The organism is Curtobacterium sp. GD1 (assembly GCF_020882855.1).
In the GTDB taxonomy this organism is placed as follows: domain Bacteria; phylum Actinomycetota; class Actinomycetes; order Actinomycetales; family Microbacteriaceae; genus Curtobacterium.
This window is the reverse complement of sequence record NZ_JAFEVQ010000012.1, coordinates 18,613-43,199: the sequence shown is the minus strand read 5'-3', so window position 1 is coordinate 43,199 and position 24,587 is coordinate 18,613. Positions and strand designations below refer to the sequence as shown.

Genomic DNA, 24,587 nt, shown 5'->3' with positions numbered 1-24,587 from the left:
GGGGATGTGGAGTTCCTGAGTGGGCGGACAGGGAGGCCGATCGAGGATCAGGCTTCCAGCACCACTCTGCCCGTCGACCCACCGACCTGTCCGGCCCAGGCCGCCTCGACCTCCGCCATGCGCACCGCCGTCGCGTCCACCCGGATCGTGCCGTCGGCGATCGCCGCCACGATCCCCGGGAGCTCCGCGACGAACGCCGCCCGACCGACGGAACCCTGGCCGCTCCCGACGATGGTCAGGCCGGACGCACGGAGCGCTGCGGAGGGGATCCGCGCCTCCTGGCCCGCCGTGGAGCCGATCGCCACCCAGTCGAGCCGGCGTCCGCGCTCCTGTCGCGCCGTGACGAGTGCGCGCATGACCTCCGCGGCGGGCTGGCCCCACACGTAGTCGATCACGACGTCGACGTCCGCGGCTGCCGCACCGACGGCGTCGACGTCGTCGAGCGGGACCACGACGTCCGCGCCGAGTGACGGCAGCGCTCCGAGTCGGGTCACGTCCCGTCCGCTCGCGACGACGTGCTCGGCGCCGAGGTGCTTCGCGACCTGCACCGCCGCGGAGCCGGAGGCGCCCGTCGCGCCGAGTACGAGGACACGGCTGCCGGGCGCGAAGTCGATGCGGCGTCGGAGCGCGACCCACGAGGACATCACGGGGTTCGCGCCGGCGGCGACCGCCACCGGGTCGGCACCCTCGGGCAGGACGACGCTCGCCCGCGGGTCCACGGCGACCCGTTCGGCCATCGTGCCGCGGGTGTCGCTCGCGACGGCGAAGTAGCGGAGCGTCCCGTCCGGGAACCGCCCGACCGCGTCGACGCCCGGGACGAGGGGGAGCGCCCCCTCGCTCGTGTAGTGCGAGCCGTCGGCCTGGGACCGCACCCGTGGGTGCAGTCCGGCGGCGACGACGTCGACGACGACCTCGTCGGCGGTGGGGACGGGTTCGGTGAACTCCTGCCAGACCGGGGTCCGGCCGAACTCGGTGACGACGGCTGCGTGCATGACTGCCTCCTGAAAGGTTCGTGTTGCGAACAAAGTAGTTCGTAACACGAAGTGAGTCAAGTAGGCTGACGGTATGCAGGAGATGACGGAGGACGAGCGGCTCGTCGACGCCCTCGGCGAGAGTGCGTTCCGGACGATGGGTGCCCTGACCGGCATCGCGGCGGATGCCGGGCTGTCGCTGACGCAGCTGCGTGTCCTCGCGATCCTGCGTGACCGGCGGATGCGGATCGGCGACCTGGCGCAGTACCTCGGCCTCGAGAAGTCGACGATGACCGGGCTGGTGGCGCGCGCGTCGGCCAAGGGGCTGCTCGGGCGGGTGCCGAACGCCGAGGATGCCCGGGCGGTGGACGTCGTCATCACCGATGCCGGGCTCGACGTCGCCCGATCGCTCGAGGCGGCGATCCGGGAGTCGCTGCTGCCCCTGACCACCCGGTTGTCCGTGGGGGAGCGGGGGGAGCTGCGGGTGTTGCTGGAGCGGATGCTGCGCTGACCGATCCGGGTGACGCTGGACTCAGCGCCCGTGCGCCCGCGCCGGGATCTGGGTCGCCAACTTGCCGCCGGACACGTCCAGCAGCGTCCCCGTGACGTACCCGGCGGCGTCGCTCGCCACGAACACGAGCAGGTCGGCCACGTCGTCGGCCGTCTCCCACCGACGGAGCGACAGGGTGTCGAGCAGACGGTCCTGTGCCTCGGCCGGCATCGTCGCGAAGCCGTTCATCGCCGTCGGCACCATCCCCGGGGCGTACGCGTTGACGGTGATGTCCCACGGGCCGAGCTCCGACGCGAGCACGCGGGTGAACGCCACGACGGCCGACTTCGACGCCGCGTAGGCAGCGCTCCCGACACTCGGCACGATCGCCGCGAACGACGCCGCGTTGATGATCCGTCCGCGCCCGGCGGCCTGCATCACGGGTGCCACGGCCTGGCTCATCAGGAAGGTCCCGCCGAGGTTCACGTCCATGCATCGGCGCCAGTCGTCCCACTGCAGGTCGGCGACCACTCCCTCGACGTTGATGCCGGCGTTGTTCACGAGCACGTCGATCGTGCCGTGCCGGGCGACGACCTCGTCCACGGCGGCGCGGACGGACTCGGGGTCGGCGACGTTGCAGCGCACCCGGTCGACCGGCAGCGCGGCGCCGGCGGCGGCCTCGTCCCCGGCGGCGGCCCCGTCCCCGGCGGCGGGCGCGTCCGCGGCAGCGGGTTCGTCGAACGCCAGGTCGAGCGCGACGACCCGGCACCCCTCAGCGTGGAACCGCGCGGCGATCGTGGCACCGATGCCGCGCGCGGCTCCGGTCACGACGACCACGCGGTCGGTCAGGTCGAGGTGCATCGTCGCTCCCGTCGTCGGTGCGGCCGTGGTCGGTCGCAGCAATAGGCATACTATTCCCCCATGAACGACGCACGCGTGCTCTGGATCACCGGCGGCGGCAGCGGCATGGGAGCGGCGAGCGCTCGTGCGGCCGCCCGCGACGGCTGGACGGTGGTGCTCAGCGGACGCCGGGCGGACCGGCTCGCCGCGGTCGCGACCGAGATCCGCGACGAGGGCGGGACGGCGGACGTGCTGCCCCTCGACGCGAACGACCCGGAGGCCGTCGCCGCGGCCCGCGACACCCTGCTCGCCCAGTACGGGCGGCTCGACGGACTCGTCCTCGCCGCCGGGCTCAACAGGCCGGCGCGTCGGTGGGACGACCAGTCGCTGCCGGACTTCCGCGCCATCGTCGACACCAACCTCACCGCCGTCGTCACGGTCGTCGACGCGGCGCTGCCCGCGCTGCGCGAGTCCGGCGGGATCGTCGTCGTCGTGTCGTCGTACGCGGGCTGGTCGTTCCAACCCGGGGCCGGGGTCGCCTACTCGGCGTCGAAGACCGCGCTCGGCTCCGTCGTCCGGACGCTCAACCAGCAGGAGGCAGGGCACGGCGTCCGAGCGACCCACCTGTGCCCCGGCGACGTCGCCACCGACTTCCTCGACCAGCGCCCCTCGGTGCCGGACGCGGCCGCACGCGCGGTCATGCTCCAGCCGGAGGACATCGCCCGCTCGGTCTCGTTCGTGCTCGAGGCCCCGTCGCACATGCGCGTCGACGAGCTCGTGGTCAGCCCGGTCTCCCAGCGGTGATCTTCGACCGGGTGCTCGACGGGCTCGGCGCCGCAGTCGTCGACGGATCGCTGCCGACCGGGCACCGCGACAGCATCGACGGGTTCGTCACCCGCACGGGCTCGAGCCGCAGCATCGTCCGCGAGGCCGTCCGCGTCCTCGTCGGCCTCGGCCTCCTCAGCGCCGGTCGTCGCGTCGGGCTCCGGGTCCTGCCCGCGTCGGAGTGGGACGTCCTCGACCCGCGCGTCATCGGCTGGCGGCTCGCCGGTCCGGAGCGTGGGGTCGTCCTCGGGGAGTTGCGCGCGCTGCGCCGCGCGGTCGAGCCGGTGGCCGCTGCGGCAGCCGCCGGGCGCGCGTCCGACGCGTCGCACCGTGCCGACCTGGAGGCGCTGCTCGCCGCCGCCGACCGCCTCGCCGCCGCCACGGGTCCGGACGACGCGGCCACGTTCCTCCAGGCAGACCGCGAGGTCCACCGACTGGTGCTGGAGCTGTCCGGGAACGCGATGTACGGACGGCTGCACCGCGTGGTCGCGCGCGCACTCGACGACCGGGCCGGGATCCGCCCGGGGCTCCACGACGTCGGCCTGCACGTCCGACTCGCCCGCGCGGTGGCCGACGGAGACGCGGACGGAGCCGCCGGGGCGATGACCGAGATCATCGACCGCACGGGCGAATAGGGTCGAGGTGTTCGAAGGAGAGCACATGTCGTTCACCGATCTCGTCCCCGACCCCGGCGCCGTCGAGCGCATCGCGACGGGCAGTACCTGGGCCGAGGGGCCCTGTTGGATCCCCGCGAGCCGGACCCTGCGGTGGTCGGACATCCCGGGCGACCGCATCCTGCAGTGGCACGCCGACTCCGGCGAGACGTCGGTGTACGCCGAGGGGGTCGAGTTCACGAACGGCCGCACCCTCGACCGCGACGGCAGCGTCGTGCAGTGCTCGCACGGGTACCGACGGGTCGAGCGCGACCGGGACGGGGTCGTCACGCCGATCGTGGACGCGTGGGACGGCGTCCGGTTGAACTCCCCGAACGACGTCGTCGTCGCGCGGGACGGCAGCGTGTGGTTCACCGACCCGGCGTACGGCATCACCCAGCCGCGCGAGGGGCACCCGGGCGAGCGGGAGTACGGCGACCACTGGGTGTTCCGCTGCGGCCCGGACGGTGCGGACCTGCGGCCGGTCGCCACCGACCTCGACGAACCGAACGGGTTGGCGTTCGACCCGACCGAGCAGGTGCTCTACGTCGCGAGCTCGTCCGGCGACGACCCGGTCATCCGGGCGTACGACCGGCGGGGCGACCGGGGTGACCTGCTCAAGAACGGTCGGGTGTTCGCGCGGTTGGAGCCCGGCGAGGGCGCCCCGGACGGCATCCGCGTCGACGTGCACGGCAACGTGTGGTCCTCGTCGCACCGGGGCGTGGTCGTGTTCGACCCGGACGGCACCCGGCTCGGCGAGATCGCGGTTCCCGAGGTCACCGCGAACCTGTGCTTCGGCGGTGACGACGGCACGACGCTGTTCCTCGCCGCGACGACGTCGATCTACCGGATCGCGACCACGACCCGGGACGCCGCCGCCGAGTAACCCGCTCTTCCGTCACCTGGAACTGCAATGTAGAATATCATTGCAGTCATCAGGTGAACGAGGGAGCGGGTATGTCCAAGCGTGTGGCGATCATCGGGACGCGCGGGTACCCGTCCTACTACGGCGGGTTCGAGACGGCCGTGCGGCACATCGCACCGCACCTGGCCGACGCCGGCTGGGACGTCACGGTCTACGGCCGTCCCGGACAGGAACGGGTGGACGATCCGTCGCTCGACCACCGGGTGACCCGGCGCACGACCCGTGGCCTCGAGTCGCGGTCGCTCTCGACCCTCACGTACGGCCTGACCGCCGTCCTCGACACGATCCGACGACGGCCGGACGTCGCGCTCGTGATGAACTGCGCGAACGGGTACTGGCTCCCGCTCCTGCGGCTCGCCGGCATCCCCACCGTGGTCAACGTCGACGGGATCGAGTGGGAGCGCGCGAAGTGGGGGCGGCTCGCCAAGGCGGTGTTCAAGACCGGCGCCCGGGCCACCGCACGGTTCGCCGATCGGCTCGTCTTCGACGCCGATGCCATCGGCGACTACTGGCGTCGCGAGTTCGGCCGCTCCGGCGTGATGATCCCCTACGGCGGCACGGAGTCCGACGTCCTGCCGCTGCACCCCGACGACACGCACCTCGCCGGGCGACCCTTCGCCCTCGTGGTGGCGCGGTTCGTGCCGGAGAACACGGTGGCCGAGTTCCTCGTCGCCGCGGAGCGCATCGCCGAGCGCCACCCGGTCGTCATCGTCGGGTCGACGGGCTACGGCGGGGAGCTCGACGCCGCCGCGCAGGACCTCGCCGACCGGAACCCGGGCGTGTCCTGGCTCGGCCACGTGTCCGACGACGACCGGCTCTTCGCGCTGTGGCAGCACGCCGGTGCGTACTTCCACGGGCACAGCGTCGGCGGGACGAACCCGGCCCTCGTGCAGGCGATGCACTGCGGGGCGCCCACCGTGGCCCGCGACACCGTGTACAACCGCGAGGTCCTCGCCGGCACCGGCGTCCGGTTCGTCCAGCCCGACCCCGGCGCGATCGCCGATGCCGTCCTCGACCTGCTCGCCACCCCCGTCGAGCAGGAGCTGCTCCGGGGCAGCGTGCGTGACCGGGCCCGCTCGGCGTACACGTGGTCGGGCGTCTGCGGCGCGTACGAGCACGCCCTCGCCGAGCAGGCCGGCGTCGCGACCCGCCAGGCGGTGGCGGCGTGAGCGCATCGGTGGGGAGCATGCGGATCGTCCCCGAGTTGCGGGCCGCCCACATCGAGCGCCACCTGCGCGGCACACCCGCAGAGCTCCTCTACCTCGACGTGAACTACGACCTCGCCGGGACGGACCTCGCTCCGGGCATCCAGCGAGTGACCTCGACGGGAGCGCTCCGTCGGTTCCTGACCACCACGGCCACCACGCTCGAGGTCCCGGAACCGCTGTGGATGCGGTTCTGGCCGAAGCACGTGCTGCTCGCGGCCGGGTTCCGCGCTGCGGGGGTGATCCGGCGTCGTCGGCACCGGGTGGTCACCTACGCGATGGAGAACAACGACCTCGCGACCCTCGTGGGCGGGCGTCGCCGGGTGCCGGGCGTCGTCGTCCGGTTCGTGGGTCTGCTCGTCGGCGCCGTTGCTCGATTGACCATCGACCGCATCGCGTTCGCGAGCGACGACGCACGTGCCACCTACGCGTCCCTCCCGTTCACCGCGGCGATCGAACAGTCGTCGACACTCGAACTGCCCCGCCCCGACGATGCCCCGGTCGATCCGACCCCGCTGACATGCGTGTTCGTCGGGGCGATGGAGCAGCGCAAGGGCGTGCGGGAGCTGATGGATGCCTGGCCCGCCGTCGAACGCACCGTTCCCGGCGCGACGATCGTGCTGATCGGGCCAGGGCCGCTCGAGCCACTGGCAGCCGAGTGGGCCGCCTCGTCCCCGTCGACGCGGCGAGTGACGGGACGACTCCCACACGCCGCCGCTGCCGCCGTGGTCCGCTCGTCTGCGGTCCTCGTCGCTCCCTCGGTCGCCGACGGACGCTGGCGGGAGCAGATCGGTCTGCCGATCAAGGAAGCCCTCGCCGCTGGCCTGACGATCGTAACCACCGACCAGACCGGGCTCGCCGGCTGGCTGCGCGACCACGGTCACGGCGTCGTCCCGCCGACGGCCCCGGCGTTCACCCGGCGACTCGCGCGAGCGATCACGAGCGCCCTGCGAGCCCCGCTGGACCGAGAGCAGGTGCGAGCTGCGCTGCCCGAGCGGGACGGCCGACTCGCTGCCGACGCCTGGTTGCACGGTCAGCAGGCACGACTCGTCGCCGACGTGCCGACCCGCCCGATCGGAGTCGTCGCATGAGTGCACGCGACGTCATCGTGGTGAACACCCTCGGTGGTGCGCTGCACCACTACGCCCACGGACTGGCTGCGACACTCAGCGCCTCCGGAGCACGGGTGTCGGTCACCGACGTGCACGAGCCGAGCGTCGCAGGAGGCTCGGGTGCCGGCTGGGTGCGGCGGTACCTCCTCGCATTGTGGGCCGCTCGCCGGGATGGCCGTCGTGGTGGGACCCGGGTCATCGTGACGTGGCCGGTCCTCGGCCACCTGGATCGCGTGATCATGCGCGTCGTCCTCGGCCGACGGGCCGAGGCGGCCCTCGTCGTGCACGATCCCCACCCGCTCGTGCGAGCCCGCGGGTACGGCGTCGTCGCGCGTCGGTTCGGTGCGCTCGCGCGTGGTGTCCGCCTGATCGTGCACAGCGGGACCGCCGCGACCGCCCTGCGAGACGACTGTCCGGGCACCGAGCCCGAGCTGCTGCCGCACCCCGTCGTCCCACGCGCGGTCCCCGACACGGTGTCGATGTCGAGCGACCGTCCGGTGGTCCGGGTCCTCGGGCAGTTCAAGCCCGACCGCGACCTCGCGCTGCTCGCCGGGATCGGTCAGGAGATCGGACACTCGCACCGCCTCGAGATCGTCGGGCGACGGTGGCCCGAGGTCGACGGGTGGTCCGTGACGGACGCCTTCGTCGACGAGGACCGGCTCGACGAGCTCCTGGCCACTGCGGACGCCGTCGTCGTGCCCTACAAGCGGTTCTTCCAGTCCGGCATCGCGATCCGCTCGCTCGAGGTCGGGACGCCCGCGGTCGGTCCCGCTGGTTCGAGCATCGCCGACCTCTACCCGGACGACCGCTACCTCGGCGACGATTCGGTGTCGTCCTGGTGCGACGCGATCTCGTCGGCCTCCGCCGCGGAGCGCGACGAAACGCGTGCCGTGGCGTCGCGAGCCGACCGCGTCTGCCGTGCGGCCTGGGCGGAGTGGCTGATGCGCTGATCGCGACAGGCGGCCGCTGCCGTATCCTGACTCGGCCATGCAGTGCGACTACTTCGACCGCGGGGTGTGCCGCTCGTGCACGCTCATGGGGCAGCCGTACGCCGAGCAGGTCCTCGACAAGGAACTCCACACGCGCGAACTCCTGCACGACGCGGTCGAGGCCGCCGGGGGTCCGGGCTCGGTCGAGTGGCTCCCCGCGATCACCAGCCCCGAGTCCGCGTACCGCAACAAGGCGAAGATGGTGGTCGGCGGGACCGTCCAGCACCCGACGGTCGGCATCCTCGACCACCGGCAGCGCGGGGTGGACCTGCGGCACTGCGGCATCTGCACGCCCGGGATCCAGCACGCGCTCCCGATCCTGGCCGGGTTCATCGCGGACGCCGGGCTCATCCCGTACGACGTCGCCACCCGCCGGGGCGAGCTGAAGTTCGTGCTCGTGACGGAGTCGCCGGACGGGGAGCTCATGGTGCGGTTCGTCCTGCGCTCCGAGGGACAGCTGGTGCGCCTCCGGCAGCACCTCGACGCGCTCCACCGGGTGCTGCCGAACGCCGTCGTCGTCACCGTGAACCTGCTCCCGGAGCACAAGGCCGTCACCGAGGGGGAGCGGGAGATCGTGCTCACCGAGCGGGAGACGCTCTCGATGCGACTCGGTGACGTCACGATGCACCTCCGCCCGCAGAGCTTCTTCCAGACGAACACGCACGTGGCCACCGAGCTGTACGCCCAGGCCTCGGCGTGGATCGACGAGGTGGCGCCGGCGTCGATGTGGGACCTCTACTGCGGCGTCGGCGGCTTCGCCCTGCACGCTGCCCGCCCCGGTCGCGCGGTGACGGGCATCGAGACCAGCCGCGAGGCCGTCCGGTCGGCGGGGCAGTCGGCGCGCGAGGCCGGCCTCGAGGGCGTCCGCTTCGCCGCGGACGACGCGACCGAGCACGCGCTCCGTGCCCGTCCCGACGCCGTCCCCGAGCTCGTCGTCGTCAACCCGCCGCGGCGCGGGATCGGCGAGACGCTGTCGACCTGGCTCGAGGAGTCGGACGTCCGGCACGTCGTCTACTCGAGCTGCAACCCGGTGACCCTGGCGAAGGACCTCGCGCGGATGCCGTCGCTGCGCCTGCGGCGCGCGCGGGTGCTCGACATGTTCCCGCAGACCGGCCACCTGGAAGCGGTGACGCTGCTGTCCCGAGGGTGACCGACCGGCGGACGGGAGGCGCGGGTCGGCGCCGCCATGCGCCTCCTGGCCGTCATTGCCAGGGAATTGCCAAGGTGGCGTACCCAGGCGCGCCGCGATGACCATGCCCATGGGGATCCACGCGTACAGGTTCCGCTCTCGGAGACTTAGCACCAACGGGTAGAACCGTTTGTCTCGGTTTGATAACGGTGAAGAGTTTCCTATGGTGGCCGACCGAGGCGCCACCGGCACGAGACCACTGCCCCCGGTGGCGCACCCCACGACACGACCGCGATCGGTCGGGACGGGCAGTGGCGATCGGCTCTCGATCCGTGGTCCCGGTGGAGCAATCAACCATGAAGAAGCTTTCTCGTACCCGCACCATCGTCGGTGGCCTCGCCTTCGCAGGCATCGCCGCGACGGGTGTCGGCCTCGCGGCGGCGCCCGCGAACGCAGCATCCGGCTCGACCTGGGACGCCCTCGCGCAGTGCGAGTCCGGCGGCAACTGGGCGATCAACACCGGCAACGGCTACTACGGCGGCCTCCAGTTCAACCTCGGCACCTGGCAGGCGAACGGCGGCACGGGCAACCCGGCCTCCGCGAGCCGTGCGACCCAGATCGCCGTCGCCGAGCGCGTCCTCGCCTCCCAGGGCTGGGGCGCATGGCCGGCCTGCTCCGCCCAGCTCGGGCTGAGCGGCACGACCGGCGCCGCCCCGCAGGCCGCCGCTCCGGCTCCCGCCGCCCCGACCCAGCAGGCTGCCCCGCAGCAGCAGGCGCCGGTGCAGCAGGCCGCCCCGCAGCAGGCCGCGCCGTCGACCCCGGCCCCCGCGACCGAGGCGGCTCCGGCTGCCCCGAGCAAGCCCGCGGCCGTCAAGACGAGCGGCAAGACCTACACGGTCGTGTCGGGCGAGACCCTCGACAGCATCGCGACGAAGCTGCGCATCGACGGCGGCTGGAACAAGCTCTGGGCCGCGAACACGTCGACCATCGACGACGCGAACCTGATCTACGCCGGCCAGGAGCTCCAGCTCCCCGCCTGATCGTTCCTCCGATCGACAGGACGCCCGGTGACCGTGTGGTCACCGGGCGTCCTGCTGTGTCCGGCTACTGCGGGTTGTCGGCCAGCCACCCGGCGACGTCGTTCGACCGGAGCGCCTGGGACAGCGACTGCACGGCGATGGTGTTCACCGCGACGTAGGACTGTCCGTCCGCCGAGGTCCCGCCGCCCGCGGTCGGCATCGTGAACGTCCGCAGGTCCGACGGCCGGACGTCACGCAGGGACCAGCCGAGGTCGACCATCGTGCGGACGGTCAGACCGGCGTCCACCGACAGGTACTCGCTCGTCGCCCGGACGAAGTCCTGCACGCGCCCGGGGTTCGTGAGGGTGTCGCGCGAGAGGAGTCCGTCGACGATCCCGCGCATGAACGCCTGCTGGTTCCGGACGCGGGTGTGGTCGGCGTCGGCGAAGGCGTACCGCTCGCGGACGAACGCCAGGGCCGCGTCGCCGTCAAGGTGGTTCGCGCCGACGGTGAACTCGTGCCCGCGGGCCGAGAACGCCGTCCGTGACTGCACCGTCACCCCGCCGAGCGCGTCGGTCATGCCCGAGAAGCCGGCGAAGTCGATCTCGGCGACGTGGTCGATGCGCACGTCGAGCAGGCGTTCGACCGTCTGGACCGTCAGCGGGACCCCGCCCCAGGAGTACGCCGCGTTGATCTTCGCGGTGCCGTGGCCGGGGACCTCGACCCACGAGTCGCGCATGATCGACATGAGGTACACGGCCCGCTTGTCGGCCGGGACGTGGGCGAGCATCAGGGTGTCCGACCGACCGCCGGCAGCGCGGTCGCCGTCTGGGTCGGCACCCTGGCGGGAGTCCGATCCGATGAGCAGGATGTTCTGCGCGCCCTCGGTCGGAGCGGGGCGCGCGCCGGTCGGGAACGGGTCGGCGAGGACGTCGGCGTCGTAGCTGCGGACGAGGCCGGCGATGAAGAGGCCGGCGACGACGGCGAGCACCGTGGCGACGGCGACGAGCGAGCCGGCGGTGCCGAGGACGGCGACGAGGAACGGGCGCTTCCGGCGGCGTCGGCGCCGCTTCCGGCCGTTGCTGCCCCGGCTCCCGCTCCGGCTCGAGCCGCTGCTGTGGGGCCTGCGGGCGCTCGATCCGCTCCGGGGTGCCCGCGGTGCGGGGGCGTCGGTGCCCGCGTCGGTGCCGGCGTCGGCGGCGGCGATCGATGCTGCCTGCGCTGCCGCCTCGGCCAGTTCGGCCGCATCGGCTGCTTCGGCTCGTTCGGCGGCCTGACGGGCTGCTCGGCGCTCGGACATCGGGTCTCCTGCGGGTCGGGTCGGTCGTGCTACCGACTCCGCGAGTCTACCGTATGTGGTATATCAACCGCTAGGTGTTCGGTTCGGTCGATGCTTCTCGAGCAGCAGGGTCAGGGCGCCCCGCAGTGCGGCATCATCCGGCAGGACGTCACGCTCGATGTGCCGGGCGGTCTCCCACGCCTCGCGCCCGTGCTCCGTCACGGTGACGATCCGCCGTCGCCGGTCGTCCGGGTGCGGCGAGCGTTCGACGAGGCCGTCGCGCTCCATCCGCTCGAGCGTGCGGGACATCGTCTGCGGCTGCACGCGTGCCGTCCGGGCCAGGGTGTCCGCGCCGGTCGGGCCGGTCCGCACGAGGATGTCGATCGCGATGAGCGCCGCGTGCGGGAGGCCGATCGCACGCAGACGCTCGTCCCAGTCCCGTTCGATCGCCCGGGCAGCGGCGGAGAGGAGGCGCCCCAGCGGCCATGCGTCGGGGGTGTCGTCCATGCTCCGAGTCTACGGATCCCGTTCCTTCGACCTCTCTAGTAATCAGCATGCTGACGATTGGAGTACGCTCACGGACGTGTCCCGCTTCCTCCGCATCGTCCTCCCCGCGCTCGTCATCGTGGTCTGGCTCGCGATCGCCTCCGTCGGCGGTCCCTTCTTCGGCAAGATCTCCGAGGTGTCCACGAACGACCAGACGTCGTTCCTGCCGGCATCGGCGGACGCCACCAAGGTGCAGGAACGCGCGTCCGAGTTCCGGCAGGCGTCGGGCGCCCCGGCGATCATCGTGCTCGAGCGCGACGGCGGCCTGACGGCTGCGGACCAGCGCGCCGCGACCACCCTGGCCGACCGGCTCGGGGACCGCGACGACGTGCAGGGCGTCAGCCCGGTGATCCCGAGCGAGGACGGCGACGCGGTCGAGATCGTCGCCACGCTGACCCAGAGCGCGGACACCGGTGACGCCGTCGAGGCCGTCCGCGCCGACGTCGAGGATGCTCTGCCGTCGGGGGTGCAGGGCTACGTCACGGGTCCGGCGGGCTTCACCGCCGACCTCACCGAGGCCTTCGCGGGCATCGACGGGCTGCTGCTCGGTGTGGCGCTCGCCGCGGTCTTCGTGATCCTCATCATCGTCTACCGCTCACCGCTCCTGCCGATCCTCGTGCTCGGTACCGCGACGTTCGCCCTGTGCGCGTCGATCCTCGTCGTGTGGTGGCTCGCCAAGGCCGACATCGTGACCGTGAACGGCCAGGTACAGGGGATCCTGTCCATCCTCGTCATCGGCGCCGCGACCGACTACGCGCTCCTCTACACCGCACGCTTCCGCGAGGCACTGCGCGACCACCGCACCGGGTGGGACGCGACGAAGGCCGCCCTGCGGGGGAGCCTCGAGCCGATCCTCGCCTCGGGCGGGACCGTGATCGTCGGCGTGCTCTGCCTGCTGCTCTCCGACCTCAACTCGAACAAGGCGCTCGGTCCCGTCGCGGCCATCGGCATCGCGTTCAGCCTCCTCGCCGCGCTCACCCTGCTGCCCGCGCTCCTGCTGGCGTTCCGGCGCGCGGCGTTCTGGCCGCTCCGCCCGAAGTACGGCAGCGCGCACCCCGTCCTCACCGGGCCCGACGCCCGCGGGCTCTGGGCACGGGTGGGCCGCCTCGTGGCGCGCCGCTCCCGGATCGTCTGGATCGTGTGCACCGTCGGGCTCCTCGCGATGGGTACCGGCCTCGTCGGACTCAAGGCCGACGGCGTCCCGCAGAGCGACCTGGTCATCGGGAGCTCGCAGGCGCGCGACGGTCAGGACGTGCTCGCGGACCACTTCCCGGGCGGGTCCGGCAGCCCGGCCCAGGTCATCGGCGCCGCGTCGAGGACCGACGAGCTCGCCGCCGCGATCACCGGCGTGGACGGCGTGGACAGCGTCGTGGCGGCCGCGAAGGACGCACCGTCCGGCACCGTCCCCGTGACGACGAGCGGCAGCCCGGGTGGCACCACCGGTGCGACCCCGACCGTCTCCCGCGGCGACGTCCTCCTCGAGGCCACCCTGTCCGACCCGGCCGACTCCGACGCCGCCGAGCAGACCGTGCGTGCCCTCCGCACGGCGGTCGAGCGGGTGGACCCCGGCGCGATCGTCGGTGGCGCGACCGCGACCGCCGTCGACACGAACGACACCGGCATCCGGGACCGCACGCTGATCATCCCCGTGGTGCTCGCGGTCATCCTGCTCATCCTGATGCTGCTGCTCCGGAGCATCGTGGCGCCGCTCGTGCTCATCGGCAGCGTCATCGTGTCCTTCGCCGCGGCGCTCGGCGTCGGTGCCCTCGTGTTCGACCACGTGTTCCACTTCCCCGGGGCCGACCCGAGCGTCCCGCTGTACTCGTTCGTGTTCCTCGTGGCGCTCGGCGTGGACTACAACATCTTCCTCATGACCCGGGTGCGCGAGGAGGCCCTGCGGCACGGTCCGCACGAGGGCGTCCTGCGCGGGCTCGGGGTCACGGGCGGCGTGATCACCTCGGCCGGGGTCGTCCTCGCGGCGACGTTCGCGGCGCTCGGCGTGATCCCGATCCTGTTCCTCGTGCAGATCGCGTTCGTGGTCGCCTTCGGCGTGCTGCTCGACACGATCGTCGTCCGCTCGCTGCTCGTCCCGGCGCTGGCGTACGACCTCGGGCGTCGGGCCTGGTGGCCGTCGCGCCTGTCGCGTCCGGCCCATCACATGTGACACGCTGGGCGCATGCCAGTTCCTTCGACGCAGCCCGCCGCCGAGCGGAAGCTCCTCCGTGACACCGTGCAGGACAAGATCCGGGACGCGATCATGGACGGCACCCTCGAGCCGGGCGAACGGCTCAACGACGACGACCTCATCGCCTGGCTCGGTGTCTCCCGCACCCCCATCCGTGAAGCCCTCGCCGAGCTCGCCCGCGCCGGACTCATCGAGATGGCGCCGAACCGGTACACCCGCGTCGCCGCCCCGACGAAGGACGAGCTCCTCGACGCCTACCGCACGCTCGGCGTGATCTACGGCGGTGTCGCCCGCCTCGCGACGCCGCGCTTCACGGACGCGCAGCGCAAGAAGGTCGTGAAGACCCTCGACGACGTCACGGCGCAGGTCGAGGCCCGGCACCAGGGCGAGGTCGCCCAGCACGGCGCGGACATCTACGCGATGTGGGCCGACCACTGCGGCAACCCGTCGCTCGAGCAGCTCTGCAAGGCGACGACGGACGGGCTCGCGTTCAAGCTGCGGGTGCCGGAGCTGGCCGAGCTGGTGCCGGCCGAGGTCGTGCTGCCGGAGCTCGCGAAGCTCAAGGCCGCCGTCGTCGCGAAGGACCCGATCGCCGCGGAGCTCGCCATGGAGGCGATCCACCTGCTGCCGTCGCGCGACTGACGCGACGAGCGCGACCGGCGCGACGAGCGCGACCGGCGCGACCACCTGACGGCCGGGAGGCACGGTGCGGGCCCGCACCGTCCCTCCCGTCCGTCAGTGCGCGACCGCGCTGATCATGCCGAGGCCGACGCTGATGCGGTCGGCCACCTCGATGAGGTCCTCGGCGAGCGACGCGGTGTCGCGGTCCCGCAGCTGCGTCACCCGCCCGGAGATCGACAGCGCCGCGACGATGCGCCCCGACGCGTTCCGGATCGGTGCCGCGATGCAGAACCGGCCGAGCGCGACCTCTTGGTTCTCGACGCACCAGCCGCGCTTCGCGGAGGCCTCGAGGTCCGCCGTCAGCGCGTCGTGCGACGTGATCGTGTGGTCCGTGTAGCGCGCGAGGTCCGCGCCGAGCAGCGCCTCCCGCTCGGCCTGTGACAGGTCGAGCATGAGCGCCTTGCCGAGCGCCGAGGCGTGCAGCGGCTGCCGCATGCCGATCATGGTGTGCGACTTCGGAGCGAGTGCGCCCTCGAAGTGGCAGAGGTAGATGCAGGCCGCGTCGTCCTGCACCCCGACGTTCGCGGTGAGGCCGATGCGGTGCGCGAGCTCCTGCGCGGCGGCCCGGCTCTCGCGGTGGACGGGGTTGTGGTTGAGCCCCTGGCTGGCGAGCTCGAGGACGGCCCGTCCGACGGAGTACCCCTGCGACTCGGGGTCGCGTCGCACGTACTCGAGCGACTCGAGCGTGGCGAGGAGCCGCCCGGTCGTCGACGTGCCGAGGCCGATCGCCCGTGCGATGTCGGAGGCGCGCATCGCCCCGTCGGCGGCACCGAGCGCGCCGAGGACCGCCGCGGCGCGCTCGATGCTCTGGTTCGGAGGGGTGGTGGCCATCCGCCCATTCTGTCCCGTGGAGTCGATCAGGACACCGTGACACCGCTGACGAACTGGTTCGTCCGCACCTGTGCCGTGGTGAGGGGTGCGCCGCCGAGCACGACGTCCTCGAGGGCGACGTCCGACACCCCGTGCGTCGCGTCCCACCCGGACAGCGTCACCGTGTCGGCCGTGACGTCGGTGAAGTCGCGGATCGTGATGCCCGTGATCCTGCCCCGCTCGTCGCGGTACCCGGTGTCGTTCGAGTACTGGCCCTTGAGCACCTGCAGCACGATGGCTTGTTTGCCGACGGGCTGCGACTCCACGTGGAAGCCGTCCACGGTGACGTCGGAGACCGTCGCCCAGTCCTGGACGTCGAACTTCAGGGCGACCTCCTTCGCGCGGAGGACGTACGACTGCGTGATGGAGACGTCGGTGAAGACCTCGGTCTCCATGGACGAGCCGAACCGGACGGGGTTGCCGCCGGTGACGTTCCAGAACGTGGTGTCGGTCGCGTGCAGCCCACGGGTCTCCGGTTCGCCGTTCGTGGCCGCGTCGAGGGCGTGCCAGCCGAACCCGTCGTCACCGCTCATCACGAAGTTGTGCTCGACCGTCATGTCCTGCACGCCGTCGGTGTCGATGCCGTCGTTGTTGATGAGCGTGCCCATCAGGTTCAGCCATGACACGTGGATGCCCGAGGAGCGGATGTACAGCGTCTGCCACCACTGGGCGTTGCGGACGCCGATGCCGGACACCGTGATGTCCGAGCTGTCGTGGAAGCGGATCGCCATCGTCTTGTCGGTCCGCGACGTGTCCGAGCCGGCGTCGAGGATCCCGCGCCCGAGCACGTGCACGCCGGTGACGCCGTCGCCGTCGATGCGACCGTGCACGAGGGCACCCGGCGCGAGGTAGACCGTCTGGCCCGACACCGGGCGGATCACGCCGGCGTCGTGCTCGCCGGGCCCGAAGTACAGCACGTCGGGGTCCGACGCGGACGGTACCGCGGTCTCCGACGGCGTGACGAAGAGGAACAGTGCGCGGACGCCGGGGGCCTCGATGACGAGCGGGTGCGCGTCGCGGATCGTGAAGGTCACGGTGTCGCCGGCCCGGGTCGTGGCGATCCCGAGCGTCCGGGGCGTGACGACCGGGGTGGCCGACGCGGCGAGGCCGGGCATCGTGACGCTGACCGTCGCGGTGCCCGTCCCCTTCGCGAACATCGCGACGTCGTGCGAGGTGCCGCTCACGGACTCGGCCTTGACCGGCACGGCGGTCCCGTTGACCGACACCGTGTGCGCGGTGGCGGTGGGCGACGTCGAGTTCCCCGGGTTCGCCTGGATGCTCGCGGTGACGGCGGCGACCGCGGTGCCGGACGCGACGGCCGGCGGCCCGACGACCCCGACGGTGGTGAGCGACAGTGCGACGGCCGTCGCGATGGTCAGTGCGCGCAGGCGCATGGCGATCTCCCTTGATCGTGGTGGTGCTGCGGGTGGTGCGGTGGGTCAGTAGACCTTCACGGCGCTCGCCGACACGAACGGTGAACCGTTCGTGGCGGTCACGACGACGCGGAGCGAGGCGGTCCGCGTCGGCGCGACGTCGTGCACGCGGTGCCGGTGCCGGTTGTCGGTGACGGTCGCGAGTCCCTGCCACGATCCGTCGACGCACGCCTCGATCCGGTAGTCGCGGGCCAGGGTCGGGACCGCGTCCCACGGCGTGCGGTGGTGGTGCAGGTTGATGAGGTCGGCGTCGACGTCGTCGTTCCAGACGATGCGGACCTCGCGGACGTCGACGGGCTCCGCCCAGTCGAGGGTGAGGGTCGCCGCGCCGTCGTCCGGCTCCGACGACCACAGGTGCGGTCCGCCGAAGGGGCGCTGGTAGCCGTCGGCGACCCGGGAGGCGCGCCACGCGTCCGACGCGTCGGCTGCGGTGAACGCGAAGGAGCGTCCGCGCAGGGCCCGCGCCTCCCAGTCGGTGACCGGCTGGTCGGCCTCCTCGGGGATGTGGTCGTCGAACTGCTCGTCGTCGGCCGTGCGGGCGCGGAGCGCGAGGACGCCGTACGGGTGCCCGTCGGTGAGGACCAGGCGCACGCCGGGGGTCCGGCGGACCACGACCACGGCGTTGCACGGCTCGTCCGGCCGGAACCCGAGGTCGACGACCGCCTCGCCCGCCCCGGCGGGGACGCGCGCGGTGTGCGTCGAGACGTGCGCGATCGGGGCGTAGTTCTGCGGCCGGCCCGTGGTCCAGAGCTCGATCGTGACGTCGGTGTCGTGGTCGGCGACGGTCCGGAACGCGACGGAACCGAGCACGGGGTCGACCGGCACGACCAGCGCCGCGTCGCGGTCGAGCGCGAAGGTGTCCTCGGTCGCCCACGGGGTGGTGTCGAGCCGGACGAGTTCGCTGCTCGCGCTGATCCGGGCGCGCTGGGCGAGGTCCGCCCCGTCGTGGGCCCGGACGCCGATGAGCGGCGCGTCCTCGCGGAGGAGCGTCTGCTGCAGCATCGCGACGTGGTCGGTGCCGAGCTCGCGCGGCGTGAAGCCGTGGCGGGCGGCGAGGTGCGCGGCGGTCCCCGCGGCCTGGCCCTGGGTGGCGCAGGTGGCCATGACGCGGGTCGACCCGAACGCGACGTGCGACGCGGAGATGTTCCTGCCGGCGAAGAGCAGGTTGGCGACGTCCGCCGAGTAGAGGGAGCGGAACGGGATGTCGTACGTGCCGTCCGTGTACCGCTGCTGCGCCCCGGCGGTCTCGGCGTAGACGCCCTCGACCGGGTGCAGGTCGATCGACCACCCGCCGAACGCGACCGTGTCCGGGAAGGTCCGCTGCGAGAGGAGGTCCTGCTGGGTGAGGGTGTGGTCGCCCACGAACCGTCGGTACTCCCGCTTGCCCGGGATCGCGCCGACCCAGTCGAGGGTGAGCGAGTCGGCGTCGAACGCGCCGGAGTTCTTGATGTGGTCCCAGATGCCGTAGACGACGCCCCACAGCTCGTCGCGGATCCGTTCGTTCTCGGTGACGGTGTCGAGCTCGCCGCCCCACTCGATCCACCAGTAGTTGCAGCCGTTGTCCCCGGTCTTGATCGCCCGGTTCGCCAGGATCGGCGTCGTGCTGAGGTCCTTCGCGATCGACGGCGGCACGAACTTCTCCGGGCGGCCGGTGTCGTGCGTGGAGAAGAAGATCGAGCTGCCGAGGAGTTCGTCGTCCGGTTGTTCGGGCGCCCACTCCTCGCCGTGTTCGTCGCGGCCCTCGCGCCCGATCCGGTACGACGCCCCGGCGAGGGCGCCGACGAGCCCGTCTCCCGTGCAGTCGAGGAACACCGGGGCGGTGAACGTCGTCTCGATCTCGGAGCCCATCGTCCAGCCGGTGACGGACGCGATGCGCGGTGCGCCGGTCTCGTCGTCCACCGTCGTCACGGTCCGCACGTCGGTGTTGAGGTGCAGGTGGACGTTCGGCTCGGCGCGCACGAGGTCGAGCACGACCTGGTCCCAGTAGATCGCGTTGCCCTGCGGGTTCCGGTACTGGTTCTCGAGGAACAGCTCGCCCATGATCCCGGTCTCGCGGGCGAACCGCTGCGTGCCGTGGGCGGTGGCGCCGACGACCCACACGCGGATCTCGCTCGAGGAGTTCCCGCCGAGGACCGGGCGGTTGGTGACGAGGGCGACGCTGGAGCCGAGGCGGGCGGCGGCGACGGCGGCGCTCACACCGGCGAGGCCACCTCCGACGACCACGACGTCGTGGTGCTGTTCACGGGACTGCATGGCGGCGACGGTATCACTTGCTGGCGAGACTTTCCCACTGTGTGGCAAAGTGTGCCCGGCGAGTGCTATCGTCAACCAACTCTCGACAACGAAGTGTGAGGTCTCCCCATGAGCGACGGAACCCAGACGCGCACCAGCGCCGACGCCGCCAACGCCCCCGTCCCGGACGTGTTCGGCGACGACGCCCGCCGCCGGAGCATGCGGAAGGTGATCGTGGCGGCTGGCGTCGGCCACTTCGTGGAGTGGTTCGACTTCGGCCTCTACGGCACCCTGGCGACGGTCATCTCGCTGTACTTCTTCAAGCAGGGGGACCCGCAGGTCGCGCTGCTCTCGGCCTTCGCCGTGTTCGGCGCCGGGTTCGTGATGCGTCCGCTCGGTGGACTCTTCTGGGGCTCGCTCGGCGACCGGGTGGGCCGGAAGACGACCCTCGCGACGGTCATCCTCATCACGAGCGGCGCGACCGCGGTGATGGGCATCCTGCCGACCTACCAAAGCGTCGGGCTGCTGGCGCCGATCCTCCTCGTCGTGGTGCGGCTCGTGCAGGGCTTCGCCGCCGGTGGTGAGGGAGCGGGGGCGACCACGCTCCTCGCCGAGTCCGCGCCCTCGAACCGACGCGGCTTCGTCACGAGCTTCATCGACGTCTTCGGCTTCGCGGCGTTCATCGTGGGTGGCGGCCTGGTGTTCCTGTTCACGGCGATCGCGGGCGACGGCGCCCTCGAGTCGTGGGGCTGGCGCGTGCTGTTCCTCATCGCGCTGCCGCTCGGGCTCGTCGGGCTCTACCTCCGCTCGAAGCTCGAGGACACCCCGGAGTTCCGCGCGCTCAAGGCCAAGGGCGACCTCGCGAAGAACCCGCTCCGGCGATCGCTCCGCACCGGGTGGAAGGCACTGCTCTTCTGCGTCGGGTTCGTCGTCCTCAAGGCCGTCGGGCACTGGATCCTGCAGACGTTCATGCCGTCGTACCTGCAGGCCGACCTCGGCTACTCGCCGCTCGTGTCGTACGGCGTGGTCGTCATCGGGTTCATCGTGATCGCCGGACTCGTGCCGTTCTTCGGGCTGCTCTCGGACAAGATCGGCCGGAAGCCCGTGATGCTCGCCGGCTGCGGCGGCTTCCTCGTGCTCACCTACCCGACGCTCATGCTCATGAACGCCGGCAACTTCTGGGCTGCCGCCGGCGCGATGGTGCTCCTCGGGCTGTTCATGGCGGCCTTCGACGGTGCCGTGAGCGCTGCGATGGCCGAGCTCTTCCCGACGGCGATCCGCTACGGGTCGATGGGCATCGCGTACAACATCAGCGTCGCGCTCTTCGGCGGGATCACGCCGTACTTCGCCACCTGGCTGATCACGGCGACGGGCAACACGTTCGCGCCGGCGTTCTACGTGATGGCGGCCGCGGCGATCACCGGGATCACGGTGCTGCGGGCGCGGGAGACCAACAAGGGCAAGCTCGCGTCCTGAGACGCGACCGAACACGGACGGGAGGCGCGGTGCCAGCTGGCACCGCGCCTCCCGTCCGCCGGTGGGTCACGGCGGGATCGCGGCGACCTGCCAGGGCGGTTTGATGTTGTCGGCACACACGCCCGTTATGGTTTCCGGGTGACGAACGAGCCCGAGCAGACGACCGGTCGTGGCCGCCGCGGCTTCACGCCACCGCGGCACGGCCGCCAGAAGCGACGTGGCGGGGTGGTCCTGCCTGCCGTCGCGGGCGTGCTCACGATGGCCCTCCTGCTCGGCGGCGGCTACGCCGCGTACGCCTACGGATCGCTGTCGAACGGCGTCACCAAGATCAACGCGATCACCGGGAGCACCGCGACGAAGGACGACGTCGACGGCCAGGCGCAGAACATCCTGCTGGTCGGCGACGACCACCGCCCGGACAACGCGACGCCGGAGGAGATGGCGGAGCTCAGCACCGAGTCGGACGGCGGTGCGACGAACACCGACACGATGATCGTCCTGCACATCAACGAGGACGGCTCGCAGGCGACGATGATCTCGTTCCCGCGCGACTCGTACGTCGACATCCCGGGAGTCGGCAAGGGCAAGCTCAACAGCGCGTTCTACTTCGGCACCCTCAACGGCGGCGGGGACACCGGGGGCGCGAAGCTGCTCATCAAGACGATCCAGAACCTCAGCGGCCTGACGATCGACCACTACGTGCGCGTCTCCCTGCTCGGCTTCTACCAGGTGGTCAAGGAGCTCGGGCCGGTCGACGTCTGCCTCAACAACGCCGTCAACGACCCGTACTCGGGCGTGAACCTGCCGAAGGGCAAGTCCACCCTCGACGCGAAGCAGGCGCTGTCCTTCGTCCGACAGCGGCACGGGCTGCCCAACGGGGACCTCGACCGCAACGTCCGGCAGCAGTACTTCCTCTCGCAGGAGGCCCGCAAGGTGCTCTCCGCGGGGACGCTGCTCAACCCGATCAAGATGGGCAACATCCTCAAGGCGGTCGGCGGCTCGATCCAGACCGACACCGACCTGGTCAACCTGGCGACCCAGATGCGGAACCTGCGCCCGGGCAACATCCAGTCGGCGACGATCCCCACGCTCGGTACCCCGACGATCACCGTCAACGGCTCGCCGCTGTCGATCGTCGAGGTCGACACCGTCGGGCTGCCGGCCTTCGTGCAGGGCCTCGTCGGTGAGCCCGCGGAGTACAGCAAGGCCGGGCGCGCTCAGCCGGCGAGCACCTCGGTCACCGTGCTGAACGGCAGCGGTGTCACGGGTGCCGCAGGAGCCGCCGGGACCGTCCTCACCGCGCGCGGCTTCCAGGTCGGTGCACCCGGGTCCTCCGACCTGACGAAGACGACCCAGGTGCAGTACCCGGCCGGCATGGAGAAGCAGGCGAAGGCGGTCGCGGCCGTCGTGCCCGGTGCCGTCGCGGTGCGGACGAACGCGGTCACCGGCGTGACGCTGGTGCTCGGGTCGGACGGCAAGACGGTGACCCCGGTCGCCGCTGCCGGTGGTGCCGCCTCGAGCCCCGCTGCCGGCTCCGGTTCGTCCGATGCCGGTTCGACCGGTTCCGGCGCTGCGGACTCGAAGCCCGCGGCCTCGAAGCCCGCCGCGCCCGAGCCGAAGCCGTCGTCGACCGACGTGAAGAGCTACGGCAAGGCAGGCGTCTGCATCAACTGACGCCGGAGCCGGTCGCGTGCCGGCGGATGGTCGTGATCGCGGTGTCGAGCCCGATCGCGAGCGGGCGGACGTCTCGCTGGACCTGCGCCAGGAGCAGACCGCCCTGCAATGCCACCATCACGGTCGTCGCCAGCGCGGCGGGGTCGGCGTCCGGTCCGAGCAGCCCGCGTTCGCGCATCGTGCGGATGCCGTCGTGGAACCCCTGCTCCCAGCGGGCGAAGCCGGCGGCGACGAGGTCGCGGGTGTCGGCGTCGCGCTCGGCGACCTCGGTCCCGAGGGACCCGAGCGGACAGCCACCCACGCAGCCGCCGGCCTCGGCGTCCGCGACCGTCCGGTCCCGCCACCGCTGCCAGGCGTCCCACGTGGTGAGGTCGCCGTAGTCCGGCCCCTGGTGCGCGATGATCGCGTCGGTCTGCTGCCGGACGACATCGCGCACGAGCTCCTGCTTGTCGGCGAAGTAGTGGTACATCTGCGACCGTCCGGCCGTGGCGGCGGCGCCGATGTCGTCGAGCGTCGTCCCCGAGATGCCGCGCGTGAGCATCAGGTCGGCCGCGGCGGCGACGATCCGGCTCCGGGTCGCCAGTCCTTTCGACGTCGTGCGTCGAAGGGTCTTCGGGGTGTGTTCGGGGCGCATGCTCAGAGTGTACTTGCGAGTACATTGGCAGTATGTGACATTCGAGTCGTGAACGACGAACTCCTCGCCAAGCGCGACGAAGAACGCATGCTCCTCCTCGCGGTGGCCGCCGGTGACCGGGCCGCCTTCACCCGGCTGCACGACCGCTTCCGACCGCTCGTCGAGCGGTACGTCCGCCACCAGCTCGTCGATGCATGGCAGGCGGAAGAGGTCGTGCAGGACGTCTTCCTCGAGATCTGGCAGATCGCCGACCGGTTCGACCCGGCGCACTCGGCCATCGCGTGGATCCGCACGATCGCGCAGCGCCGCGCGATCGACCGGGTCCGGAAGAGCCGGGCGGACCGTGACCGCGACCTGCGGATCGGCACCAGGGACGCCGACCTCGTGGACCACTCGAGCGTGGAACGGGCCGAGAGCGTCCTCGACCGTGCCGAGCTCCGCCGCGCCGTCGCCGCGCTCCCCGGGCGCCAGCGCGACGCCGTCGTCCTGCGGCACCTGGTGGGGATGACCGGGCCCGAGGTCGCCGCGCGGCTCGGGGTCCCGGTCGGCACCGCCAAGACCCGGGCGCGCGACGGGGTCATCGCACTGCGGCGGGTCATGGTGCCCTGAGCGCGCCCGTCGGTAGGTTCGACGGGTGAGCAACGCAGCGCGTCCGATCACCCTGATGACCTACAACGTCAAGAACCCGGATCCGGCCCACGACTGGCCCGCCCGGTTGCCGGTACTGCTCGACGTGGTCCGGCGGCACGACCCCGACCTCGTCTGCGTCCAGGAGGCCTTCGCGCACCAGCTGGACGACCTCCGCGCCGGTCTGCCCGACCACGGCGACGTCGGCCAGGGGCGCGAGGGCGGCACGGCCGGTGAGCACGCGGCCGTCTTCTTCCGTCGCAGCCGACTCCGGCCGATCGACGAGGGCGCCTTCTGGCTCTCGGACACCCCGGACGAGCCCGTGTCGAACACCTGGGGGAGCCTGTTCCCCCGAGTGGCGAACCACGCGCGGTTCCTCGACGCCGAGGGCGAGGCGTTCACGCTCCTGACGACGCACCTCGACCACGAGGTCGGACCGCACGGGGACGACGTCCGGGCGCGGAGCGCGGCGCTCATCGTCGAACGCCTGAGCACGGCGGACGGCCCGGTCATCGTGGCGGGGGACTGCAACGAGCCGGCCGGAGCGGGACCTGCGTCGCGGGTGCTCGTCGAGGCCGGGTTCGAGGACGCCTGGCTGGTCGGTGGCGACCCGGCGGACCGGACGGCGACCTTCAACGACTGGCAGCCGCCGGTCGACTCCGGGGAGCGCATCGACTGGGTGTTCACCCGGGGGATCGCCGGCGTCGACCGCGTCGTCATCGACCACGACGGCCCGGAGACGTGGTTCGCGAGCGATCACTTCCCGGTGGTGGCGACGCTGCGGGTCTGACC

Annotated in this window: 23 protein-coding genes; 15 read left to right on the top strand and 8 right to left on the bottom strand. The window is 72.1% G+C overall.

Annotated elements, in window-relative coordinates:
- Positions 1 to 47: 47 nt before the first annotated feature.
- Entirely contained in the window at positions 48 to 992 is a 945-nt protein-coding gene (locus JSX79_RS08475) for a zinc-binding alcohol dehydrogenase family protein (RefSeq protein ID WP_229085818.1), read from the bottom strand.
- Positions 993 to 1,065: 73 nt separating this feature from the next.
- Between JSX79_RS08475 and JSX79_RS08470 the strand changes: the two genes are divergently transcribed.
- Positions 1,066 to 1,482: a MarR family winged helix-turn-helix transcriptional regulator gene (locus JSX79_RS08470; RefSeq protein ID WP_071296432.1), complete on the top strand. Its 417-nt coding sequence runs from the start codon at positions 1,066 to 1,068 to the stop codon at positions 1,480 to 1,482.
- A 21-nt stretch (positions 1,483 to 1,503) separates the two neighbouring features.
- Here JSX79_RS08470 and JSX79_RS08465 read toward each other — a convergent pair whose 3' ends face one another.
- Positions 1,504 to 2,322 carry an SDR family NAD(P)-dependent oxidoreductase gene (locus JSX79_RS08465; RefSeq protein WP_229085864.1) on the bottom strand — a complete coding sequence of 273 codons (819 nt, stop codon included), beginning with the start codon at positions 2,320 to 2,322 and terminating at the stop codon, positions 1,504 to 1,506.
- A 60-nt stretch (positions 2,323 to 2,382) separates the two neighbouring features.
- Here JSX79_RS08465 and JSX79_RS08460 point away from each other — a divergent pair, with 60 nt between their 5' ends.
- The 8 genes from JSX79_RS08460 (at position 2,383) to JSX79_RS18500 (ending at position 10,179) form a co-directional block, all read left to right on the top strand.
- Positions 2,383 to 3,105 (top strand): SDR family oxidoreductase, encoded by a 723-nt coding sequence (locus tag JSX79_RS08460; RefSeq protein ID WP_229085817.1) that lies wholly within the window; start codon positions 2,383 to 2,385, stop codon positions 3,103 to 3,105.
- Positions 3,102 to 3,761, top strand: coding sequence for a FadR/GntR family transcriptional regulator (locus JSX79_RS18650; RefSeq protein ID WP_229085816.1), 660 nt, complete (start codon positions 3,102 to 3,104; stop codon positions 3,759 to 3,761). The genes JSX79_RS08460 and JSX79_RS18650 overlap by 4 nt, the downstream gene beginning before the upstream one ends.
- Positions 3,762 to 3,786: 25 nt before the next feature.
- The gene (locus JSX79_RS08450) at positions 3,787 to 4,665 is read left to right on the top strand and encodes an SMP-30/gluconolactonase/LRE family protein (RefSeq protein WP_229085815.1); all 879 of its coding nucleotides are present in this window, start codon (positions 3,787 to 3,789) and stop codon (positions 4,663 to 4,665) included.
- 71 nt (positions 4,666 to 4,736) lie between these two features.
- The gene (locus JSX79_RS08445) at positions 4,737 to 5,873 is read left to right on the top strand and encodes a glycosyltransferase (protein WP_229085814.1); all 1,137 of its coding nucleotides are present in this window, start codon (positions 4,737 to 4,739) and stop codon (positions 5,871 to 5,873) included.
- Positions 5,870 to 7,000: a glycosyltransferase gene (locus JSX79_RS08440; RefSeq protein ID WP_229085813.1), complete on the top strand. Its 1,131-nt coding sequence runs from the start codon at positions 5,870 to 5,872 to the stop codon at positions 6,998 to 7,000. The genes JSX79_RS08445 and JSX79_RS08440 overlap by 4 nt, the downstream gene beginning before the upstream one ends.
- On the top strand, positions 6,997 to 7,971 hold the full coding sequence (locus JSX79_RS08435) for a hypothetical protein (protein WP_070417248.1): 975 nt from the start codon (positions 6,997 to 6,999) through the stop codon (positions 7,969 to 7,971). The genes JSX79_RS08440 and JSX79_RS08435 overlap by 4 nt, the downstream gene beginning before the upstream one ends.
- Before the next feature lie 37 nt (positions 7,972 to 8,008).
- Entirely contained in the window at positions 8,009 to 9,160 is a 1,152-nt protein-coding gene (gene rlmC / locus JSX79_RS08430; RefSeq protein ID WP_229085812.1) for a 23S rRNA (uracil(747)-C(5))-methyltransferase RlmC, read from the top strand.
- A gap of 335 nt (positions 9,161 to 9,495) precedes the next feature.
- Complete coding sequence (locus JSX79_RS18500; RefSeq protein WP_071296419.1) at positions 9,496 to 10,179, top strand: transglycosylase family protein; 684 nt, start codon at positions 9,496 to 9,498, stop codon at positions 10,177 to 10,179.
- A 64-nt stretch (positions 10,180 to 10,243) separates the two neighbouring features.
- On the opposite strand, the gene JSX79_RS08415 is transcribed toward JSX79_RS18500, so the two are convergent.
- Together JSX79_RS08415 and JSX79_RS08410 are read right to left on the bottom strand one after the other, a co-directional pair.
- A complete protein-coding gene (locus tag JSX79_RS08415) occupies positions 10,244 to 11,458 on the bottom strand; it encodes an LCP family protein (protein ID WP_229085811.1) in 1,215 nt (404 codons plus the stop codon).
- Between the two features lie 63 nt (positions 11,459 to 11,521).
- Positions 11,522 to 11,944, bottom strand: a complete 423-nt coding sequence (locus JSX79_RS08410) for a MarR family winged helix-turn-helix transcriptional regulator (RefSeq protein ID WP_070417245.1) — start codon at positions 11,942 to 11,944, stop codon at positions 11,522 to 11,524.
- A gap of 76 nt (positions 11,945 to 12,020) precedes the next feature.
- Here JSX79_RS08410 and JSX79_RS08405 point away from each other — a divergent pair, with 76 nt between their 5' ends.
- Together JSX79_RS08405 and JSX79_RS08400 are read left to right on the top strand one after the other, a co-directional pair.
- Entirely contained in the window at positions 12,021 to 14,147 is a 2,127-nt protein-coding gene (locus JSX79_RS08405) for an efflux RND transporter permease subunit (protein ID WP_229085810.1), read from the top strand.
- Positions 14,148 to 14,159: 12 nt separating this feature from the next.
- A complete protein-coding gene (locus tag JSX79_RS08400) occupies positions 14,160 to 14,810 on the top strand; it encodes a GntR family transcriptional regulator (protein ID WP_229085809.1) in 651 nt (216 codons plus the stop codon).
- Between the two features lie 93 nt (positions 14,811 to 14,903).
- Here the strand turns inward: JSX79_RS08400 and JSX79_RS08395 are convergent, their stop codons facing one another.
- From JSX79_RS08395 to JSX79_RS08385, 3 genes are read right to left on the bottom strand one after another with little or no spacing between them, the layout of a single operon-like run.
- Entirely contained in the window at positions 14,904 to 15,680 is a 777-nt protein-coding gene (locus tag JSX79_RS08395; RefSeq protein WP_229085808.1) for an IclR family transcriptional regulator, read from the bottom strand.
- 26 nt (positions 15,681 to 15,706) lie between these two features.
- Entirely contained in the window at positions 15,707 to 17,113 is a 1,407-nt protein-coding gene (locus JSX79_RS08390) for a hypothetical protein (RefSeq protein ID WP_229085807.1), read from the bottom strand.
- A 45-nt stretch (positions 17,114 to 17,158) separates the two neighbouring features.
- The gene (locus JSX79_RS08385) at positions 17,159 to 19,453 is read right to left on the bottom strand and encodes an FAD-dependent oxidoreductase (RefSeq protein ID WP_374475118.1); all 2,295 of its coding nucleotides are present in this window, start codon (positions 19,451 to 19,453) and stop codon (positions 17,159 to 17,161) included.
- 60 nt (positions 19,454 to 19,513) lie between these two features.
- Between JSX79_RS08385 and JSX79_RS08380 the strand changes: the two genes are divergently transcribed.
- The gene (locus tag JSX79_RS08380) at positions 19,514 to 20,860 is read left to right on the top strand and encodes an MFS transporter (RefSeq protein WP_083295113.1); all 1,347 of its coding nucleotides are present in this window, start codon (positions 19,514 to 19,516) and stop codon (positions 20,858 to 20,860) included.
- A gap of 138 nt (positions 20,861 to 20,998) precedes the next feature.
- On the top strand, positions 20,999 to 22,534 hold the full coding sequence (locus JSX79_RS08375) for an LCP family protein (protein WP_229085805.1): 1,536 nt from the start codon (positions 20,999 to 21,001) through the stop codon (positions 22,532 to 22,534).
- Here the strand turns inward: JSX79_RS08375 and JSX79_RS08370 are convergent.
- Positions 22,527 to 23,168 carry a TetR/AcrR family transcriptional regulator gene (locus JSX79_RS08370; protein ID WP_229085804.1) on the bottom strand — a complete coding sequence of 214 codons (642 nt, stop codon included), beginning with the start codon at positions 23,166 to 23,168 and terminating at the stop codon, positions 22,527 to 22,529. The genes JSX79_RS08375 and JSX79_RS08370 overlap by 8 nt on opposite strands.
- Positions 23,169 to 23,216: 48 nt before the next feature.
- Between JSX79_RS08370 and JSX79_RS08365 the strand changes: the two genes are divergently transcribed.
- A complete protein-coding gene (locus tag JSX79_RS08365; RefSeq protein WP_092388127.1) occupies positions 23,217 to 23,777 on the top strand; it encodes a sigma-70 family RNA polymerase sigma factor in 561 nt (186 codons plus the stop codon).
- Positions 23,778 to 23,802: 25 nt separating this feature from the next.
- Positions 23,803 to 24,585 (top strand): endonuclease/exonuclease/phosphatase family protein, encoded by a 783-nt coding sequence (locus tag JSX79_RS08360; protein ID WP_071303320.1) that lies wholly within the window; start codon positions 23,803 to 23,805, stop codon positions 24,583 to 24,585.
- Positions 24,586 to 24,587: the final 2 nt, after the last annotated feature.

Bases quoted from the DNA above. Each gene is read 5' to 3' on its own strand.
- JSX79_RS08400 (WP_229085809.1), top strand. From the start codon at position 14,160: ATGCCAGTTCCTTCGACGCAGCCCGCCGCCGAGCGGAAGCTCCTCCGT.
- JSX79_RS08460 (WP_229085817.1), top strand. From the start codon at position 2,383: ATGAACGACGCACGCGTGCTCTGGATCACCGGCGGCGGCAGCGGCATG.
- rlmC (WP_229085812.1), top strand. From the start codon at position 8,009: ATGCAGTGCGACTACTTCGACCGCGGGGTGTGCCGCTCGTGCACGCTC.
- JSX79_RS08465 (WP_229085864.1), bottom strand. From the start codon at position 2,322: ATGCACCTCGACCTGACCGACCGCGTGGTCGTCGTGACCGGAGCCGCG.
- JSX79_RS08475 (WP_229085818.1), bottom strand. From the start codon at position 992: ATGCACGCAGCCGTCGTCACCGAGTTCGGCCGGACCCCGGTCTGGCAG.
- JSX79_RS08415 (WP_229085811.1), bottom strand. From the start codon at position 11,458: ATGTCCGAGCGCCGAGCAGCCCGTCAGGCCGCCGAACGAGCCGAAGCA.
- JSX79_RS08470 (WP_071296432.1), top strand. From the start codon at position 1,066: ATGCAGGAGATGACGGAGGACGAGCGGCTCGTCGACGCCCTCGGCGAG.
- JSX79_RS08410 (WP_070417245.1), bottom strand. From the start codon at position 11,944: ATGGACGACACCCCCGACGCATGGCCGCTGGGGCGCCTCCTCTCCGCC.
- JSX79_RS08390 (WP_229085807.1), bottom strand. From the start codon at position 17,113: ATGCGCCTGCGCGCACTGACCATCGCGACGGCCGTCGCACTGTCGCTC.
- JSX79_RS08435 (WP_070417248.1), top strand. From the start codon at position 6,997: ATGAGTGCACGCGACGTCATCGTGGTGAACACCCTCGGTGGTGCGCTG.
- JSX79_RS08450 (WP_229085815.1), top strand. From the start codon at position 3,787: ATGTCGTTCACCGATCTCGTCCCCGACCCCGGCGCCGTCGAGCGCATC.
- JSX79_RS18500 (WP_071296419.1), top strand. From the start codon at position 9,496: ATGAAGAAGCTTTCTCGTACCCGCACCATCGTCGGTGGCCTCGCCTTC.
- JSX79_RS08395 (WP_229085808.1), bottom strand. From the start codon at position 15,680: ATGGCCACCACCCCTCCGAACCAGAGCATCGAGCGCGCCGCGGCGGTC.
- JSX79_RS08380 (WP_083295113.1), top strand. From the start codon at position 19,514: ATGAGCGACGGAACCCAGACGCGCACCAGCGCCGACGCCGCCAACGCC.
- JSX79_RS08370 (WP_229085804.1), bottom strand. From the start codon at position 23,168: ATGCGCCCCGAACACACCCCGAAGACCCTTCGACGCACGACGTCGAAA.
- JSX79_RS08445 (WP_229085814.1), top strand. From the start codon at position 4,737: ATGTCCAAGCGTGTGGCGATCATCGGGACGCGCGGGTACCCGTCCTAC.